At 64.8% G+C, this 15745-nt stretch carries 14 protein-coding genes, 1 other RNA gene and 2 pseudogenes; 3 read left to right on the plus strand and 14 right to left on the minus strand.

Features of this window, described 5'->3' with window-relative positions; genetic code table 11:
- Positions 1–87: 87 nt before the first annotated feature.
- The 4 genes and pseudogenes from J7367_RS07460 to J7367_RS07475 form a co-directional block, all read right to left on the minus strand.
- Positions 88–276, minus strand: a pseudogene (locus J7367_RS07460) (site-specific DNA-methyltransferase); the annotation flags it as partial.
- Positions 273–1421 carry a Fic family protein gene (locus tag J7367_RS07465; protein ID WP_057659295.1) on the minus strand — a complete coding sequence of 383 codons (1149 nt, stop codon included), beginning with the start codon at positions 1419–1421 and terminating at the stop codon, positions 273–275. The gene J7367_RS07465 and the pseudogene J7367_RS07460, both read right to left, overlap by 4 nt.
- An 87-nt stretch (positions 1422–1508) precedes the next feature.
- Positions 1509–2525, minus strand: coding sequence for a 3-oxoacyl-ACP synthase III (locus J7367_RS07470; RefSeq protein WP_057659298.1), 1017 nt, complete (start codon positions 2523–2525; stop codon positions 1509–1511).
- A 101-nt stretch (positions 2526–2626) separates the two neighbouring features.
- On the minus strand, positions 2627–2947 hold the full coding sequence (locus J7367_RS07475) for a DUF4156 domain-containing protein (protein ID WP_007966372.1): 321 nt from the start codon (positions 2945–2947) through the stop codon (positions 2627–2629).
- Positions 2948–3332: 385 nt separating this feature from the next.
- On the opposite strand from J7367_RS07475, the gene J7367_RS07480 reads away from it, so the two are divergent.
- Positions 3333–3794, plus strand: a complete 462-nt coding sequence (locus J7367_RS07480) for a hypothetical protein (protein ID WP_007972034.1) — start codon at positions 3333–3335, stop codon at positions 3792–3794.
- Between the two features lie 26 nt (positions 3795–3820).
- Entirely contained in the window at positions 3821–4297 is a 477-nt protein-coding gene (locus J7367_RS07485) for a tRNA (cytidine(34)-2'-O)-methyltransferase (RefSeq protein WP_003488348.1), read from the plus strand.
- Between the two features lie 349 nt (positions 4298–4646).
- On the opposite strand, the gene J7367_RS07490 is transcribed toward J7367_RS07485, so the two are convergent.
- From J7367_RS07490 to poxB, 6 genes and pseudogenes are all read right to left on the minus strand, one after another.
- A complete protein-coding gene (locus J7367_RS07490) occupies positions 4647–5876 on the minus strand; it encodes an MFS transporter (RefSeq protein ID WP_057659300.1) in 1230 nt (409 codons plus the stop codon).
- A 92-nt stretch (positions 5877–5968) separates the two neighbouring features.
- Entirely contained in the window at positions 5969–6586 is a 618-nt protein-coding gene (locus tag J7367_RS07495) for a hypothetical protein (protein WP_057659302.1), read from the minus strand.
- 102 nt (positions 6587–6688) lie between these two features.
- Positions 6689–7441, minus strand: coding sequence for a hypothetical protein (locus J7367_RS07500; RefSeq protein WP_022557907.1), 753 nt, complete (start codon positions 7439–7441; stop codon positions 6689–6691).
- A 190-nt stretch (positions 7442–7631) separates the two neighbouring features.
- Positions 7632–8978, minus strand: a complete 1347-nt coding sequence (locus J7367_RS07505) for a sigma-54 dependent transcriptional regulator (protein WP_057659304.1) — start codon at positions 8976–8978, stop codon at positions 7632–7634.
- Complete coding sequence (locus J7367_RS07510) at positions 8963–10405, minus strand: HAMP domain-containing sensor histidine kinase (protein WP_057659306.1); 1443 nt, start codon at positions 10403–10405, stop codon at positions 8963–8965. Before J7367_RS07510 ends, J7367_RS07505 begins: the two co-directional genes overlap by 16 nt.
- A gap of 49 nt (positions 10406–10454) precedes the next feature.
- Positions 10455–12164 (minus strand): annotated as a pseudogene (poxB, locus tag J7367_RS07515) (ubiquinone-dependent pyruvate dehydrogenase).
- Between the two features lie 373 nt (positions 12165–12537).
- Here poxB and J7367_RS07520 point away from each other — a divergent pair.
- Positions 12538–13134 (plus strand): diffusible signal factor-reguated Ax21 faimly virulence factor, encoded by a 597-nt coding sequence (locus J7367_RS07520; protein WP_003488520.1) that lies wholly within the window; start codon positions 12538–12540, stop codon positions 13132–13134.
- Positions 13135–13463: 329 nt separating this feature from the next.
- Here J7367_RS07520 and J7367_RS07525 read toward each other — a convergent pair.
- The 4 genes from J7367_RS07525 to J7367_RS07540 all read right to left on the minus strand — a co-directional run bounded on the left by J7367_RS07525 (position 13464) and on the right by J7367_RS07540 (position 15700).
- Positions 13464–13540: non-coding RNA, sX9 sRNA (locus J7367_RS07525), on the minus strand.
- Positions 13541–13602: 62 nt separating this feature from the next.
- Positions 13603–14628 (minus strand): NAD(P)H-dependent glycerol-3-phosphate dehydrogenase, encoded by a 1026-nt coding sequence (locus J7367_RS07530; protein ID WP_057659307.1) that lies wholly within the window; start codon positions 14626–14628, stop codon positions 13603–13605.
- A 15-nt stretch (positions 14629–14643) separates the two neighbouring features.
- Complete coding sequence (gene secB / locus J7367_RS07535) at positions 14644–15156, minus strand: protein-export chaperone SecB (RefSeq protein ID WP_003488515.1); 513 nt, start codon at positions 15154–15156, stop codon at positions 14644–14646.
- 109 nt (positions 15157–15265) lie between these two features.
- Complete coding sequence (locus J7367_RS07540) at positions 15266–15700, minus strand: rhodanese-like domain-containing protein (RefSeq protein WP_005912207.1); 435 nt, start codon at positions 15698–15700, stop codon at positions 15266–15268.
- Positions 15701–15745 lie beyond the last annotated feature (45 nt).

Consider the following 15745-nt stretch of genomic DNA (forward strand, 5'->3'; position numbering starts at 1 on the left):
GTCACCGAACGTCAGCTGCATGGATGAATCCTCTACATAAGGCGATAGTGTCGCGCATCTGCGGTGAGTTGATCAGACCTTCCTTAGGTTGTCCCACGGCGCCTCGCCATGACTCAAACCAGCGTCCAGCGACAACGCGACAAAGTCGTCGTTGAGTGCCTGGTCGGCCTCGATCTCGTCGCGCTCCCATACCAACCCCAGCTGTCGCTCGGCATCGCGCCGCTGCAACAGGCCAATCAAGGTTTGGCGATCGAGATGGTCGTATTTGTTGGTCATGCGTTCTGTTCCACAGTCCGCGTAGGCACGCGGTAGGCGGGTAACTGGTTGTCGTCATTGGACAGCAAGCGAAGGAATGCCGGGTGTAGAAATAGCTTCTCTTTGCCCTGGCGCTGGTCGTGCAGCACGCCAATGTCCGCAAGCTCTTTGAGATGCCGTGCAGCGGTCTGGCGCGTAACCCCCACCATGCCGACGACATTCTGGATACGGCAGTAAGGCTGGTTGAAAATCACGTCCACCAACTCCCGGCTATATGCTTTGGGAGCGTGGTCACGAATGTAGTCGCGGGCTTGCGCCTCTAGCCCACGAATCGCCTGGATCTTTGCCGTCGTCCATGCAGCGGTTTCGGCAACCGCAGCCAGCATGTAATGAATCCATTCCGCCCACTTTCCATGCCGCGTCACATCCAGTAGCAGACGATAGTAGTCGCTGCGGTGGCGGATGATGTAACGAGAGAGATAGAGCACTGGCAGATCAAGCAGGCCTTGCTCGATCAGCATCAGCAGGTTCAACACCCGTCCCGTGCGACCGTTGCCATCGGTGAACGGGTGGATCGCTTCGAATTGGTAATGCGCCACTGCCATCCGAATCAGGGGATCAACCTCGGTGTGATCGTGGATAAAACGCTCCCAGTTGGCGAGTTTGTCGCGCAGCAGCGTTTCGCCAACCGGCGGGGTGTAGATGATCTGCTGTGTTTGGTCGTTTGCCAGCGCAGTCCCGGGCACGCGACGGATCTGCATTTGCACCGCCTTGATGCGGCTGCAGACGACGATGGAGGTGTCGGTACACAAGGGTCGCTGCTTTAGCGACTGAAATCCTTCATAGAGCGCACTGCGGTAACGCAATGCTTCCTTGGTGGCAGGCTTTTGTGCCTTGTCCTGATCTTCGGCGTAGCGGAACAGTTCATCCGTCGTCGTCACGATGTTCTCGATCTCAGAACTAGCCTGCGCCTCTAGGATCGGAATGGTATTGATCAGCACCGTAGGATTTGGCAACAGCGCCGTTGCCTGCTTCAGCTCGGCCAACGCAGCTCGTGCACCGATGCAAGCCTTGAGAAGGCTCCGTGTTTCGATATCTCCCGCTGGTGGAAGCAGCGGGAGATCGTTGTACGGAAGCTCAGGATTAAACGTCGACACGCTTTCCATGCTGCCTCGCTCATGTTCTTCAAGCGAACATGATGCTGGAACGTGTACTAAAAATCCATTTTTTTTAACACGTCCGGCGAACTGACTTTACCAAACCACTTCCGCCATCGAGCAATTCAGGCCCGAGCCAATGCCCAGCAGCGCGATGCGGTCGCCCTTCTTCAGGCGGCCCAGTTCCTTGAGCTTGCTCAGCACGATCGGTACCGAGGCCGGACCGATATTGCCGTGCTCGCCGAAGATGGTCATGACCTTGGCCGGGTCGATGCCGAACGACTTCACGAAGGCGGCGGTGTGCGGGCGGCTGACCTGATGGATGACGAACTGGTCCAGTTCGTCCACTGCCCAGCCCAGCACCTGGCGCGTGGCCATAAAGGTCTTCTGGGCCAACTTGATGCCTTCGATCAGCAGCAGCCGGGTGTCGGTGACCATGCGGTCCAGGTTGCCCCGGCATAGCTTGTTCCACTCGGTGGCCGAGCGGGTCACGCCGCCCTTGTAGCGCGGGGCGTCGGGCACCAGCTCGGTGCGCGCCATGACCATGGCTGCTGCACCGCACCCCAGGGTCAGCGCGGCAAGTTCGTTGCGGAACTCCTCCTCGGTGACGTCCGGCGAGGTCATGCGCTCAAGGGTCTTCTCGTACACCAGGTTGGCGGTCTCACCATCCACGACCAACGCATAGTCGATCTCCCCGCGCTCGAGCATGCGCGCGGCGATGTCCATGCCATTGATGAAGGCAAGGCAGGCATTGGCCACGTCGAAGGTGACGCAGTGGTCGCCCACGCCCAGGTTGCCGGACACGATGGACGCCGTGGACGGCTCCAGGTAGTCGCGGCTCACCGAGGTGTTGACCAGCAGGCCGATCTTCTCGATGCCGATACCGGCGTCGATCAGCGCCTTGCGCGCGGCCTGGGTGGCGGCGTCCGATGCCTGGACATCCTGGTCCCACAAGCGCCGTGCATGGATACCGGCAACGTCGCCCAACACGTCGGTCTTGATCCCGAGACGGTCGTAGGTCGGTTGCAGGCGTTCGTTGATTTCCTTGGAAGTCAGCGTGTGCGGCGCATCAACATGCGCCAGTCCCGCGATGGAGACATTCTGGAAGAGCATCGAAGTAGCGCCATGGCGTCAGGCGAGGGGGCGCTAGTCTAGCCGCTGGCTGGTTTTACCGCATCTTTACATTTGAATCGCCTGCGCCCCAGCCCAACGGTTCAGCGCGGCGGGCAGCGGAAGGCGTTGAAACGCTGGCTGCCGTCGGCCGGCTGGCCCTGCGCCTGCACCGCATTGGCATTGGCGCCGGGGGCCTCGTTGCGCGCCAGCGTTTCCAGCTCTTCCTGCACGCGCAGCGGGTTGCGGTTGTAGAAGCCGACCTTGCTCTTGACCGTCACCACCACTTCGCCCTGCTGCTGACACCCCGCTGGCACGGGGCCTGCGGGCAGCACCCGCACACCTTTGCCGCTTTGTTCGATCGGCACCCAGGTGCACGCCGCAGTGGTGGTGGCAACCAGAACAGACAGCATCAGCACGCGCATAAGTCATCACACCTGTGGGGAAAGCCGGATTGTGCCGCAGTTGCCTGCTGGCGATCCGGCACGCGGTGGCACCCGCCATCCACCCATTCAGCGCACCGAACCGCCTTGCCTTGAGCGTGCATACCCGTTTGGCCGCGGTGTCCGCCGTCCCGCAGCGCGTCCGGGTGTCCGGACGCGGACACTCTTACGCGGCTGAAAACCCTTTAAAAACAATAGTCTTTTGTTGGCACACCGTTTGCTCCTCTGTATCTCGCAACCGCCGGCAGCCGCTGAAACTGACTTTTCGCTGAACAAAATAAAAGCCACGCGAAAGTTCTTGTGCGTACCGAAACGGTGTACTACATTACTACAACACCACTGCCTAACAACACCAAGAGACCCCGCCATGAAGACCCAGACCCTGCGCATCGCCCTCTCCGCCGCCCTGTTCGCTGGCGCCACCTTGGCCGGCTTTGCCCAGGCCGCCAGCCTGACCACTCTGGAGACCGTCCAGGTGCGTCCGGCCGCCGACCAGATCGCCCAGCAGACCCTGGAACGCACCAGCGACATCCGCACCCTGGCCGCCGTGCAGGTGCGTCCTTCGGCCGAACAATTGGCCGCCCTGGCCGCCGAACAGGCCGGCCCGCGCATCGTCACCTTGGCGGCGGTGCAGGTGCGCCCTTCGGCCGAGCAGCGTGCCGACCTGGTGGTACGCAGCGCCGCCGCCAGTGCGCAGAGCGCCTCCAGCCAGGCAGCTGGCGCCATCGGTGCACTGATGGGTCAGGTCATCGTGAACCTGCCGACGCCGCAACTGCAGCCCTCGCCGGCCGAACTGGAAGCTCTGGTCGACGCCGCCATCAGTCTTTAAGCACGCGCGCAGCTACACTTGCGCGCATGTCAGCACCTGTCCTCGACGTCATCCTGTTTCAGCCCGAAATTCCGCCCAATACGGGCAATGTGATTCGCTTGTGCGCCAATACCGGCGCGCGCCTGCACCTGATCGAGCCGCTCGGCTTCGACCTCAGCGACAAGCAGCTCAAGCGCGCCGGCCTGGACTACCACGAATACGCACCACTGCAGGTGCACGCCGACCTGCCCAGCGCACTGGCCGCGATCGCGCCCAAGCGCGTATTCGCACTGAGCACCCGCAGTACGGTGCGCTACGACACACCGCAGTTCGCCGATGGCGATGCGTTTTTGTTCGGTCCGGAAACCCGCGGCCTGCCGGCCGAGGTGCTGGAATCGATTCCGCCGCAGCACCGGCTACGTCTGCCGATGCGCCCGGACAACCGCAGCCTCAATCTGTCCAACACCGTTGCGGTGATGGTGTTCGAAGCCTGGCGGCAATGGAATTTCGCTGGCGGCCAGTAGCCACGCAGTCACCGGAACTGTGCGTAACGACATACGCCTACGTGCCCGCTACCAGGCCGCATTGCCACATGCGCGGTGAGATCCTGGCTGGCGCACCTGATATCTCGCCAAGACGCCTCATCTGTGCCGGCTGTCATCGTTCGACGGCGATAGACACTGCATCGATCCGGCTTGACGAAGCGATGCCGCGCGCCGCGTCATCTGCGCGCATGCCAGGCCTGCCGGCCGACAGGACACGCCCCTGCTCGGATTGCACTTGCTCACCCCTGCCGGCGCAGTGCGGTCGATAACGCGCAAGCCGCAACGGCCAGCGATCGGTAGCCACCTTCGTGCGCGCACCGCGCACCGGTCACAGCATTGTCTCGGCCTGCACGGAGGCCCCTGCCTGCAACATGCCGCGACAGCCAGCCCACAACGCCACCGCCAGCAGCGCGATCGCACCCAAGCTCAGAAACGCGATGCGATAACCGAAGGCATGCGCCAACCAGCCACCGAACGCCGGACTCAGTGCCGCACCGACGCCCTGCACCGTCATCACCGCGCCCTGGCCGACATTCACGCGCCCGGTGCCTTGCAACAACCGCGCGACCAGCGTCGGCACCACCACGCTTTGCAGGCCGGCGCCGAGCCCATCGAGGATCTGCACCGGAAACACGCCCCAGCCATGGATCACCGATGCCGCCACCAAGGCACGCAACGGCAGGGCCATGAACGCCACCAGCAGCACCCACCAGTGCCCGTGCACACGGATCCAGCGCATCGCCAGCAGCGCGACCACCACCATCGTGGCCTGTGCCACCACGATGGTGGTGGCCGTCAACGCACTCGGGTCGCCGGCATGCGCCGCCACGATCGCCATGCCGTACAGCGGCAGCATCGCCGCATTGCCCAGATGGAATAGCCCCAGCGTCACCGCCAGCAGCGCCAACGGGCGGCAGGTCAGCAGCACGCGCCACCCACTCAGCGCATCGCCACCGTTGTTGCTCGCAAGACCGCGTGCTGCGCGGTGGTCGATGGCCGCCGCTGGAATCGCCAGCACGGCCATCAGCGCCAGGACGCCAAAAAATGCGGTCAGCAGGAACACTGCGGCAAAGCCATAACGCCATCCCAACCAGCCGGCCAGCACCGCGGCCAGCACATTGCCGGCATGGTTGGCCACCTGGTTGCGCGCCAGTTGATGGTCGAAACCGCGCGCGTGCACCAGCCCCAGGGTAATGCCCGTCAATGCCGGGCCGATGCCCGCTGCCGCCAACGCCGAGGCGATCTGGGCGGCGACCACGCCGGAAGAGGTGGGCTGCAGCCAGATCAAGGCGGTGGCCAGCAGGATCGCCAGGCAACCGATCACCACCACGGCCCGTTTGCGCCGGGTGGCATCGACCAGCGCGCCGGCCGGTGTGGTGGCGAGCATGCCGGCAATGCCGCCCACGCTCATCACCGTGCCGATCGCCGCCACCGACCAGCCTTTGGATTGCAGGAACACGCTGAGGAACGGCCCCAGCCCGTCCTGCACGTCGGCCACGCTGAAGTGCAATGCTTCCAGCGCGCGCGTCCCCCGTGGCCTGGCCTTGGTCATCGGCATGGCAGTGCTCCACTGCGAGCGCGCACGAAGGCGCACGTGACAGACCAGGGGGCAAGCATCTCAGTGGCGCGCGGTGGCCGCATGTCCGGCTCCTAGTGTTTGGGCTTGGGCTTGGGTTTATGCGCGGGCCCGTGCGGCGGATGCTCGATCTGCTTCAGCGTCGCCGCCTTGCCACCCAAGGCATGGGCATGGATCAGCACACCGTGCGGCGTGGCCTTGGTCTCGCCTTCGGCCACCAGTGGCTTGCCGACCACCAGCTGTTTGGCGAAGTCGCCACCGGCATGCGGCGGAAACCGCACCGTGACCGCATCGTCCAGCAGCACGCCATGCACCTGCCCGTGCGGACCATGCAGCAATCGGGTGATGGTGCCGCTGTGCTGGGCCACTTCCGGCTTGGGCGGTTTGCCGTGTGGCTTGGGTTTGGGCTTGGCATGCGGCCCATGCGGGCCTTCATCGAGGATGCGCTTGCCACCTTCCGGATCGATCGCCAGCGCCACCAACATCTCCACGTCGCGCGGCTTGAGGCCACGCACGGTGAGCGCGCTGCCCGGCTTGAGCGCCTTCAGCAGCGCCTCGGACAGATGCGGCGGGGTGTGCACTTCGGTGCCGTCGGTGAGTAGCAGGCCGTCGATATCGGCCTTGGGGTTGAGCAGGAAACGCGCCAGGGTGCCGCGGGTGGCGGGGAGGAAATCAGGGTCGACCCAATGCATGGTGTTACTCCGAAAAAGGACCGGCAGTGCCGGTCAAGCCGCTGGCCACGCGGGTGCGTGACCAGCGGAGGAAACCAACGAACAAGTCAGGGGTGGTACGACTCAACGGCCGGCCGGCGGAACCGGAGCGCCCGGCGGGGGCGGCGGCAGCGGGCCGTCCGGACGCGGCGCGGTGAACAGCGCGCGCAGCGAGGAGCGATCACGCCCCAACTGGGTCGCCTCGATCGCACGGCCGTCCGGGGTGGCCACGCCGAGGCCGCTGGCGCTCAGCGGTGCGCCCACGCGTAGCAGATCGGCAAACTGCAGCGCCAGATGCGGCGGCATCCGCACCACCGTGCCATCGCTGACCAGCGCGCCATTGACCTCGCCGGCAGGCCCATAGACCAGGCGATGGATCGTGCCATCGGACTGCAATGGGGTCAGCTGGCCGGGGGTCGGCGGCGGCGGCGGGGCAGCGCCGAAGGTGGGCGGGCGGTCGACCACTTCGCGGCCGCTACGGCCGGAGCGGATCGAACTGACCTGCAGCACCGGCAGATTGCCCAGGCGGAAGCCCTTCACGACGACACTGTCGCCGGCACGGACGGCCGCCTTCACCTCGCTGGACAGATGCGGCGGAAACCCGACCTGAGTGCCGTCGCGCAGCCACAGTCCGTCGACGTCGCCATTGGGATTGAGCAGGAAGCGCTCGACGGTGCCGCTCACGCTTACCGGTGTGGCGGCGACCGGGGTCGGCGGGGCTGGCGGACCGCCGATCGGGCCATTGGGAGCCGGCGGCGGCGGCGGGGCGGCCACTTGTGCGGCGGCGGCGCCGATGGTGCAGGCCAGGGCAATTGCAAGAACAGTCTGACGCATCATGGGGATGTCTCCTGCGCGGCGGGGAAGGGCCGCGTACCAGAGACAAAGCAGCAATCGTGCCAATTGATAAGTGCTTGTTTTGAAATGATTTTAATTGGTCGACAGCCGGAGAAAGACGTCTGCATTTCATCCACCCTGTCCGGTTTGGGGACAGCTGTCCCGCAGTCTGCGGTCGACGCCTGCGCGAGTGTCACAAGCCGTATTCCTCCAGCTTGCGGTAGAGCAATTGCCGGTGGATCCCCAACCGGCGCGCGGCCTCTGCCCGATTGCCCTGGCTCTGTTCCAGCGCCGACTGGATCATCTGTTTTTCCAGCTGCGCCACCGCTTCGGGCAGGGTGCCGGTCAACGCCGACGCAACATTTGACGGCGCTTCGCCGGCCTCGCCCAGCGCTTCCTCCAGATCCGCCGCATCGATGCTGGCGCCGCGCACCAACACCTGGCTGCGCTGCATGACGTTGCGCAACTCGCGCACATTGCCAGGCCAGCGGTGCGCGAGCAGGCGCTCCTGCGCGGCGGGCGACAGGCTCTGCGCATGCGCTGCATTGGCGCTCAGGAAGTGCTGTGCCAGCAACAGGATGTCCTGGCCACGCTCGCGCAATGGCGGCAGTTCGATCGGCACCACATTGAGGCGGTAACGCAGATCGCTACGAAAGCGCCCGTCGGCCACGCAGGCCGCCAGGTCGCGATGGGTGGCGGCCAGCACCCGCACATCCACCTTCTGCGGGCCGCTGCCACCCAATGGCGTCACCTCGCCTTCCTGCAGGAAACGCAGCAGCTTGGCCTGCATCGGCAGTGGCATGTCGCCGATTTCGTCCAGAAACAACGTGCCGCCATCGGCTTCGCGAATCAGCCCGCGCCGGTCGCTGCTGGCGCCGGAAAACGCCCCCTTGCGATGGCCGAACAGCTCGCTCTCCATCAACTCCAGCGGAATGGCCGCGCAGTTGACTGCAACAAATGGCGCACTGGCGCGCGGGCTGGCGCGATGCAGCGCGCGTGCCGCCAATTCCTTGCCGGTGCCGGTTTCCCCGGTGATCAGCACCGGCAGATCAGAAGCGGCCGCCAGGCCGATGCGCTTGTGCACGGTGCGCATCGCCGGGCTGTGGCCAACCAGCGCATCGTCGTCCTCGGCCGACGCAGACAACGCATCTGTCGCTGCAGCCTGCGCATCGGCGCGACCGAGCAGCGCGCGCTCCACCACCTCCACGATGTCGGCACGACCAACCGGCTTGACCAGATGATCGAAGGCGCCCAGCGTCATCGCTTCGATCGTGTTGCCGCTGGACACATGGGCGGTCAGCATCACCAGCGGCACCTGCCGCGCCTGCGCATCGTCCAGGCGCGCACGCAGCACCGCGATGCCATCCATGCCCGGCATGCGGAAATCCACAAACGCCATGTCGATGCCGCCTTCGCTCAACCGGGCCAGCCCGTCCGGCCCATTCTCGGCGGCGACCACCGCATGCCCGAGCGAGCGCAAGGTGGCCTGCAAGGTGGTGCGAAACGCTGCATCGTCGTCGATGATCAGGATGCGCGCCATGGCAACTCCAGAATGAAATGGGTCAGTCCGTCGGCATGTGCGTAGCGCGCGTGTCCGCCATGCGCGCGCGCGATCTCGCGCACCAGCGCCAGCCCCAGGCCATTGCCGTCGGCGCGGCCACTGACGAACGGTTCGAACAGGTGCGCAGCGATCGGTTCTGCGATCGGCGCGCCACGGTTGCAGACCTGCAGTTGCAAGATGCCCTCCACGGCTTCCGCTTGCAGCGTGACCTCGCTGCCTGGATCGGCGTGCTGCGCGGCATTGCGCAGCAGGTTGTGCACTGCACGCCCCAGTTGCTGCGAATCCAGGGTCCAGCGCAACGGCGCCGCCGGCAGCAGGACGCGGGGCGGCGGCGTGCCGGGCGGTAACGGACTGGGCTCCAGCAGCGTCGCCAGCCAGTCCTGCACCACCACCGTCTCCAGGTGCAGACGGATCGGCTGCACCATGCCGAGCAGGCTCTCGACCACGCCATCCAGACGACGAATCTGCCCCAGCATCAACTCGCCATGCGCAGCATCGTCCGGCGTCGCATCGTCGCGCGCGATCTCGTTTTCCAGCGCCAACCGCATCGTGGCGATCGGGTTGCGGATTTCATGCGCCACAGTGGCCGTCATACGCCCGAGTGCGGCAAGCCGTTCGTGCCGCGACAGCTCGTCGGCCAGCCGGCGCGTCTGCGCCAGCGCCTGCGCGTTGCGCTGCGCATAGTCGTTGACCGCCGCGCCCAGGCGGTCCAGTTCCGGCGTCCCGGTCGGCGGAATGTGCGGCGTCTCGGTGTCGGCGGCCAGCGCCTGCTGGATGCGCTGCAGGCGCTGGCTCCAGCGCCGCACCAGCACGCCCAGCGCGATGGCCGATATCGCCACCATCGCGAAGATCAGCAGCATGCCGACGACCAGGGGCCGCCATGCGTCGGCCTTGCTGGCCGGCACCCGCGTCATCGTCCATGCCGCGCTGCCGGATGCCAACGGACATGCGCTGATCAGCAGTACCTCGCGGCGACCGTCGCGACGGTACTGCGCCGCCTGCCTTGTCGTCACGCTCTGCTGCGCCGTGTTGACGATGTTGGCCCACTCCGCGGCGGGAATATCGGTCTTGTGATCGCTGCCGTCGTAGGTCGGGTACGCGTAGGCAACAAAGCCCTTGTGCAGGTCCCAGACGCCACCTTCGACGCCTGGCGCATCGGCCAGTACCAGCTGTACCACCACCGCTGCCAGGCCCACGCCATCGTCGCCGCGACGCGCCGCCTCGCTTGCCCCGGCATAGCGTTGCACGATGCGCGCGCATTGCCCGCCCAGTTGCTGGCGCGCCTCCTCCAGCCGCACTCCCTCGGTCTGCCGATACAGGCCGTACAACATCGTGGCCACGCCCAGACAGGCGGCCACGATCACCATCCAGATCAGCAACAGTTGCCGTAGCAGCGAACGGGGCATGGACGAAGCGGCCTGAAGAGGACAACCAGTGTGCGTGAGTGCGACTGAATTAACGCAGGTTGGTCTTCACCAACGCGATGACCTCATCGCCACGCCCGCTCATCACTGCCTTGAGCAGGTACAGGCCCATGCCCTTGGCCTGTTCGAGCTTGATCGCAGGCGGCACTGCCAGCTCCTGCGTGGCGATGCGCACATCCACCAGCGCCGGACCCGAATGCGCGAAGGCTTGGCGCAATGCACGCTCCAGTTGCGAGGACTCATCGACACGAATGCCCAGGATACCCATCGCGTTGCTCATCGCCGCGAAATCCGGATTGCGCAGCTCGGTACCGGTATCCAGATAACCGGCCGCCTTCATCTCCATCGCCACGAATCCCAGCGAGGCGTTGTTGAATACCACCACCTTCACCGGCAGATTCAATTGCGCCAGCGAAATGAAATCGCCCATCAGCATCGCAAAACCGCCATCGCCCGATAGCGAAATGACTTGCCGACCAGGAAATGCTGCTTGCGCGCCAAGCGCCTGCGGCATCGCGTTGGCCATCGAGCCGTGATTGAACGACCCCAGCAAGCGGCGCTTGCCGTTCATGCGCAGGTAACGGGCCGCCCACACGGTGGGCGTGCCGACATCGCAGGTAAACACCGCATCCTGATCGGCAATCTGGCTGATCAGCCGGGTCACGAACTGCGGGTGCAGCGGTTCGCCGGGATCTGCCGGCACCGCCAGATCGTCCAGCCCTTCGCGCGCCTTGCGATAGTGCGCAAGCGATTTTTCCAGGAAGCCACGCTCTTCGCGGCGCTGTAGCTGCGGCAGCAACGCTGCGATGGTTTCGCCCACATCGGCGGCAATGCCCAGCTGCAACGGCGTGCGCCGACCGAGCGCGCTCGGGTCGCGATCCACCTGCACGATGGTCGCGTCCTTCGGGTAGAACTGCCGGTACGGAAAATCCGTGCCAAGCATGAGCAAGGTGTCGCAATTGAGCATCGCGTGATAACCGGAACTGAAACCGATCAGGCCGGTCATGCCGACATCGAACGGGTTGTCCCACTCCACGTATTCCTTGCCGCGCAACGCATGCACCACCGGTGCACCCAAAGTGTCGGCCAACGCCACCACTGCGTCATGCGCCCCGGCGCAGCCACTGCCGCACAACACCGTCACCGCCTTGCTCTGCTGCAGGAGCTCGGCTAATTGCTGCACATCCTCGGCGGCAGGCAGCACCCGTGGCTGACGCAGCGCCGGCCACGCACTGGAGACATGCTTGTCGACCTCCAACAACGCGATATCGCCGGGAATCACCACCACCGCCACACCTTACTGCAGGATGGCCGAGCGCATCGCCCGATGCAGCACTTCCGGCAATTGCGCCGGGTTGGTCACCAACTCCACGAAGTGACTGCACTCGCGAAACAGCTCCTGCGGGTGGGTCTCCTGAAAGTAGCTCAGCCCGATCTCGGACGATGGGATATGCGCGGCAATCGCCAGCACCGGCTGGCGGCTGCGATGGCAATCGAACAGCCCGTTGATCAGATGCAGATTGCCCGGCCCGCAACTGCCGGCACACACCGCCAGCTGGCCGGTCACCGCCGCCTCGGCACCCGCCGCAAACGCGGCCACTTCTTCGTGCCGCACATGCATCCACTCGATGGTCTGCATCTCGCGCAAGGCATCGGTCAAGCCATTGAGGCTGTCACCGGTCACCCCCCAGATCCGCTCAACCCCCGCGCTCTGCAGCGTTTCGGCCAGAAACCGCGCCAACGTTCTCTTCTTCGCCACGATGCAGCTCCACAGGTGTTCAACAGGCGTGCAATGCTCCCAGCGACTGCGTCAGTGCAATGTGCTTGTCTAGCCAGCGCACGTGAAACGCTGGAAACCAGGCGACCTATTACGTTTATGCACGCACGCCTCACATCGGCGCCACGTAAGCGCTAAAGCATCACGTTTTGCACGTGCTGTGCGCGCATCTGCACGCGACACAAGAAAGCGCAGCTGAATCTGGCGCGATGATTCATCAACTGGTCAGTTCAAAATTCATGTCGCGTTCCATTGAATAACGGAGAATTTACATCTCGGCAGCGAACGGCATTCGCCTCAGCGCCGGTCCAATCAAATAAGTACAGGTATCCCGATCATGAAGACTTCTTTGCTGGCCCTCGGCCTTCTCGCAGCTCTGCCGTTTGCGGCTTCGGCTGCTGAAAACCTCTCTTACAACTTCGTCGAAGGCGATTACGTGCGCACGCCGACCGAAGGTCGCGATGCGGACGGCTGGGGCGTGAAGGCCTCTTACGCCATCGCTCCGAACTTCCACGTGTTCGGCGATTACAGCAAGCAGAACGCTGACGACAACAACAACGTGTTCGAGAACACCGACTCGGACTTCCAGCAGTGGGGCGTCGGCGTGGGCTTCAACCACGAAATCGCCACGAGCACCGACTTCGTTGCGCGCGTTGCCTACCGCAAGCTGGACCTGGACACCCCGAACATCAACTTCGACGGCTACAGCGTTGAAGCCGGTCTGCGTAACGCGTTCGGCGAGCACTTCGAAGTCTATGCACTGGCTGGCTACGAAGACTTTTCCAAGAAGCGTGGCATCGACATCGGCGACAACTTCTACGGCCGTCTTGGCGCCCAGGTGAAGTTGAACCAGAACTGGGGCATCAATGGCGACATCCGTATGGATGGCGACGGCAACAAGGAATGGTCGGTCGGCCCGCGCTTCAGCTGGTAAGCCGCACGTTTGACTGCAACGCGATCTCTCTCCCGCGTTGCACTGGAAGCCCGGTCCCCCGACCGGGCTTCTTTCTTTTGGGCGATCGATTGGCGGTTTGGGCACGCACGTCACAATACGCGTCGCTGCGCACCCGGAAACTCGCCAACGATGCGCCTGCGCCACGAGGGTTGGCCATGCGCGCGTTGGGCGCCCCCACATACCTGATGCCTGATCCGCCAAGGCCCTGCTTGCGCCGCGGCACGCGGCCAAACAAAAACGCCCGGTCGTGCCGGGCGTTGTGTTGTGCATCTTCGCAATGGCCGCCGAAACGCTACCGGTCTTGGCACGGCGAACAAGCCGTAGCGAGCGATCATCCAGTGAGTGTGGACGGTGCGCGCGGAACCACAACGAAAGAGTGGTACGCGAGGATTCCGAACACCGGCCACGCAGGCCTGGCAGTGAGCGCAGCCGTCTTGTCGGCTGTTCTCAGGTGAACAAGGTCTGCGGGTACTCTGGCTTGCGCTCGCGTGCCAGCAGTTCTTTCAAGCCTGCTTCCGGGGTGATTTCACCGTGCAATACCGCGCGCACGGCATTGGAGATCGGCAGTTCGATGCCGTGGTGTTCGGCCTGACGCATGACCTCATCGGCCGTCTGCACCGATTCGACCACCTGACCGATCTCGCGGATCGCCTCGTCCAAGCTCTGCCCGCGCCCCAAGGCCAGACCCAGGCGACGGTTGCGCGACAGATCGCCGGTGCAGGTGAGCACCAGATCGCCCAACCCGGCCAGGCCCATCAAGGTCTCCGGACGTGCGCCGATGACCGCCGCCAGACGCAGCATCTCGTTCAAGCCGCGTGTGATCAGACCGGCACGTGCGTTGAGACCAAGCTGCATGCCATCGGCCACGCCGGTGGCCACCGCCAGCACGTTCTTCATCGCCCCGCCGAGCTCGGCGCCCACCATGTCATCGCCGGTGTAGGCGCGGAAAGTGGGGCCATGCATCGCGTCGGCCACCACTTGCGCAAACGCCGCATCGTCGCCGTGCACGGTGATGGCGGTCGGCAGGCCGAGCGTGACTTCCTTGGCGAAGGAGGGCCCGGTCACCACGGCCAGCGGAACGCTGGGGCCGAGGATGTCGCGCGCCACTTCATGCAGAAACCGCCCGGAACCGGGTTCGAAACCTTTGGTCGCCCAGGCGACACCGGCGCCGGCCGGGCGCAGCGGTGCGATCAGCCGGATGGTCTCGGTGAAGGCATGCGAGGGCACCACCACCAGGATCCAGGTGGCGTCAGCGACCGCCGCCTGCAGGTCGGTGGTGGCACGCAGGCTGTCGGGCAGTGCAATGCCCGGCAGATAGCGCGCGTTCTCGTGCGTGCAGTCGATGGTGTCCACCATCGCCGCATCGCGCCCCCAGAGCACGGTCGGGTGACCATGCCTGGCGAGCAGCGCGGCCAGGGCCGTGCCCCAGGAACCGGCGCCGAGAACGGCGATCTTGTGGGTCAAATCGCTCATCGGCGCAATCGACGCTCAGGCGTTGCCAGCCGGCTCGGAATCGGCCAGCGAGGTCCCTTCGTTCTGACGCTGACGCAGGGTTTCCGCATACAGGGCTTCGAAATTGATCGGCTGCAGGTAGAACGGCGGGAAGCCGCCGGCCTGGATCAGGTCGCTGACCAGGGTGCGCACGTACGGGAACAGGATGTTCGGGCACTGGGTGCCGAGCAGCACGTCGATCGCCTGCGGGTCCAGGCCAACCAGGCCGAACACGCCGGCCTGCTGCACTTCGGCCACATAGGCCGTCTTGCCACCGGCGGTGCAGGTCAGGGTCACGGCCAACACCACTTCGAAGGCGTTGTCGTTGAGGCGCTGCACCTTCTGGTTGAGGTTGAGCTGCAGCTCGGGCTGGTTGGCGTCATTGAAGACGGCCGGTGCGTTCGGAGATTCGAAGGACACGTCCTTGACGTAAATCTTTTCGATGGTGAAGGCGGGACCAGCAGCGGCGTCGGCCGGCGCAGCGGCGCCGTTGAGGATTTCGTCGGACATTCCTAACTCCAGAAACGGTTCGGTGGATGCAGCGTTGAGTGATGCGAACGTGAAAGCGCGAGTCTCTCACGCCAGCAATGGGGGCGTGCCGGTTGCCGCACAAGGCGGATCAGCGGCCCTTGATCAGTGGCAGCTCGGCCATCTGCCAGGCGGCCACGCCGCCTTCGAGCCAGTACACCTGTTCGAAACCGGCTTTCTTCAGCGTCTTGGCTGCACCGGCGGAGGTGGTGCCACTGCGGCAGACCACCACCACCGGCGAGGCCTTGGCGTTGGCCAACAGCTTGCCGGCTGGGTCGAACTTGGCCAGCGCCACGTTCCGGCTGCCGGCGATGTGGCCTTTTTCGAAGTCGGCAGTGGGCGACAGGTCGATCACCAGCGCGTTTTCGCTGTTGATCAGACGGGTCAGCTCGGCCGGCTTGAGCGCGCGATAGCCACGGAACAGGCGCGCGACCTCGGTGACGATCAGGGCGATGGTCAGGCCCACCAGGGCCAGCGACAACATGGGGTTGCGGCCGACAAAGGCCTGCAGCTCTTCGAAATTCACGGGGTCAGGGTCAGTCGAGCGGGCGGGAATTGTCGCACAGCTGAC

This window comes from Xanthomonas sp. D-36-1 (genome assembly GCF_017746155.1).
GTDB classification, from domain to species: Bacteria; Pseudomonadota; Gammaproteobacteria; order Xanthomonadales; family Xanthomonadaceae; genus Xanthomonas; species Xanthomonas cissicola.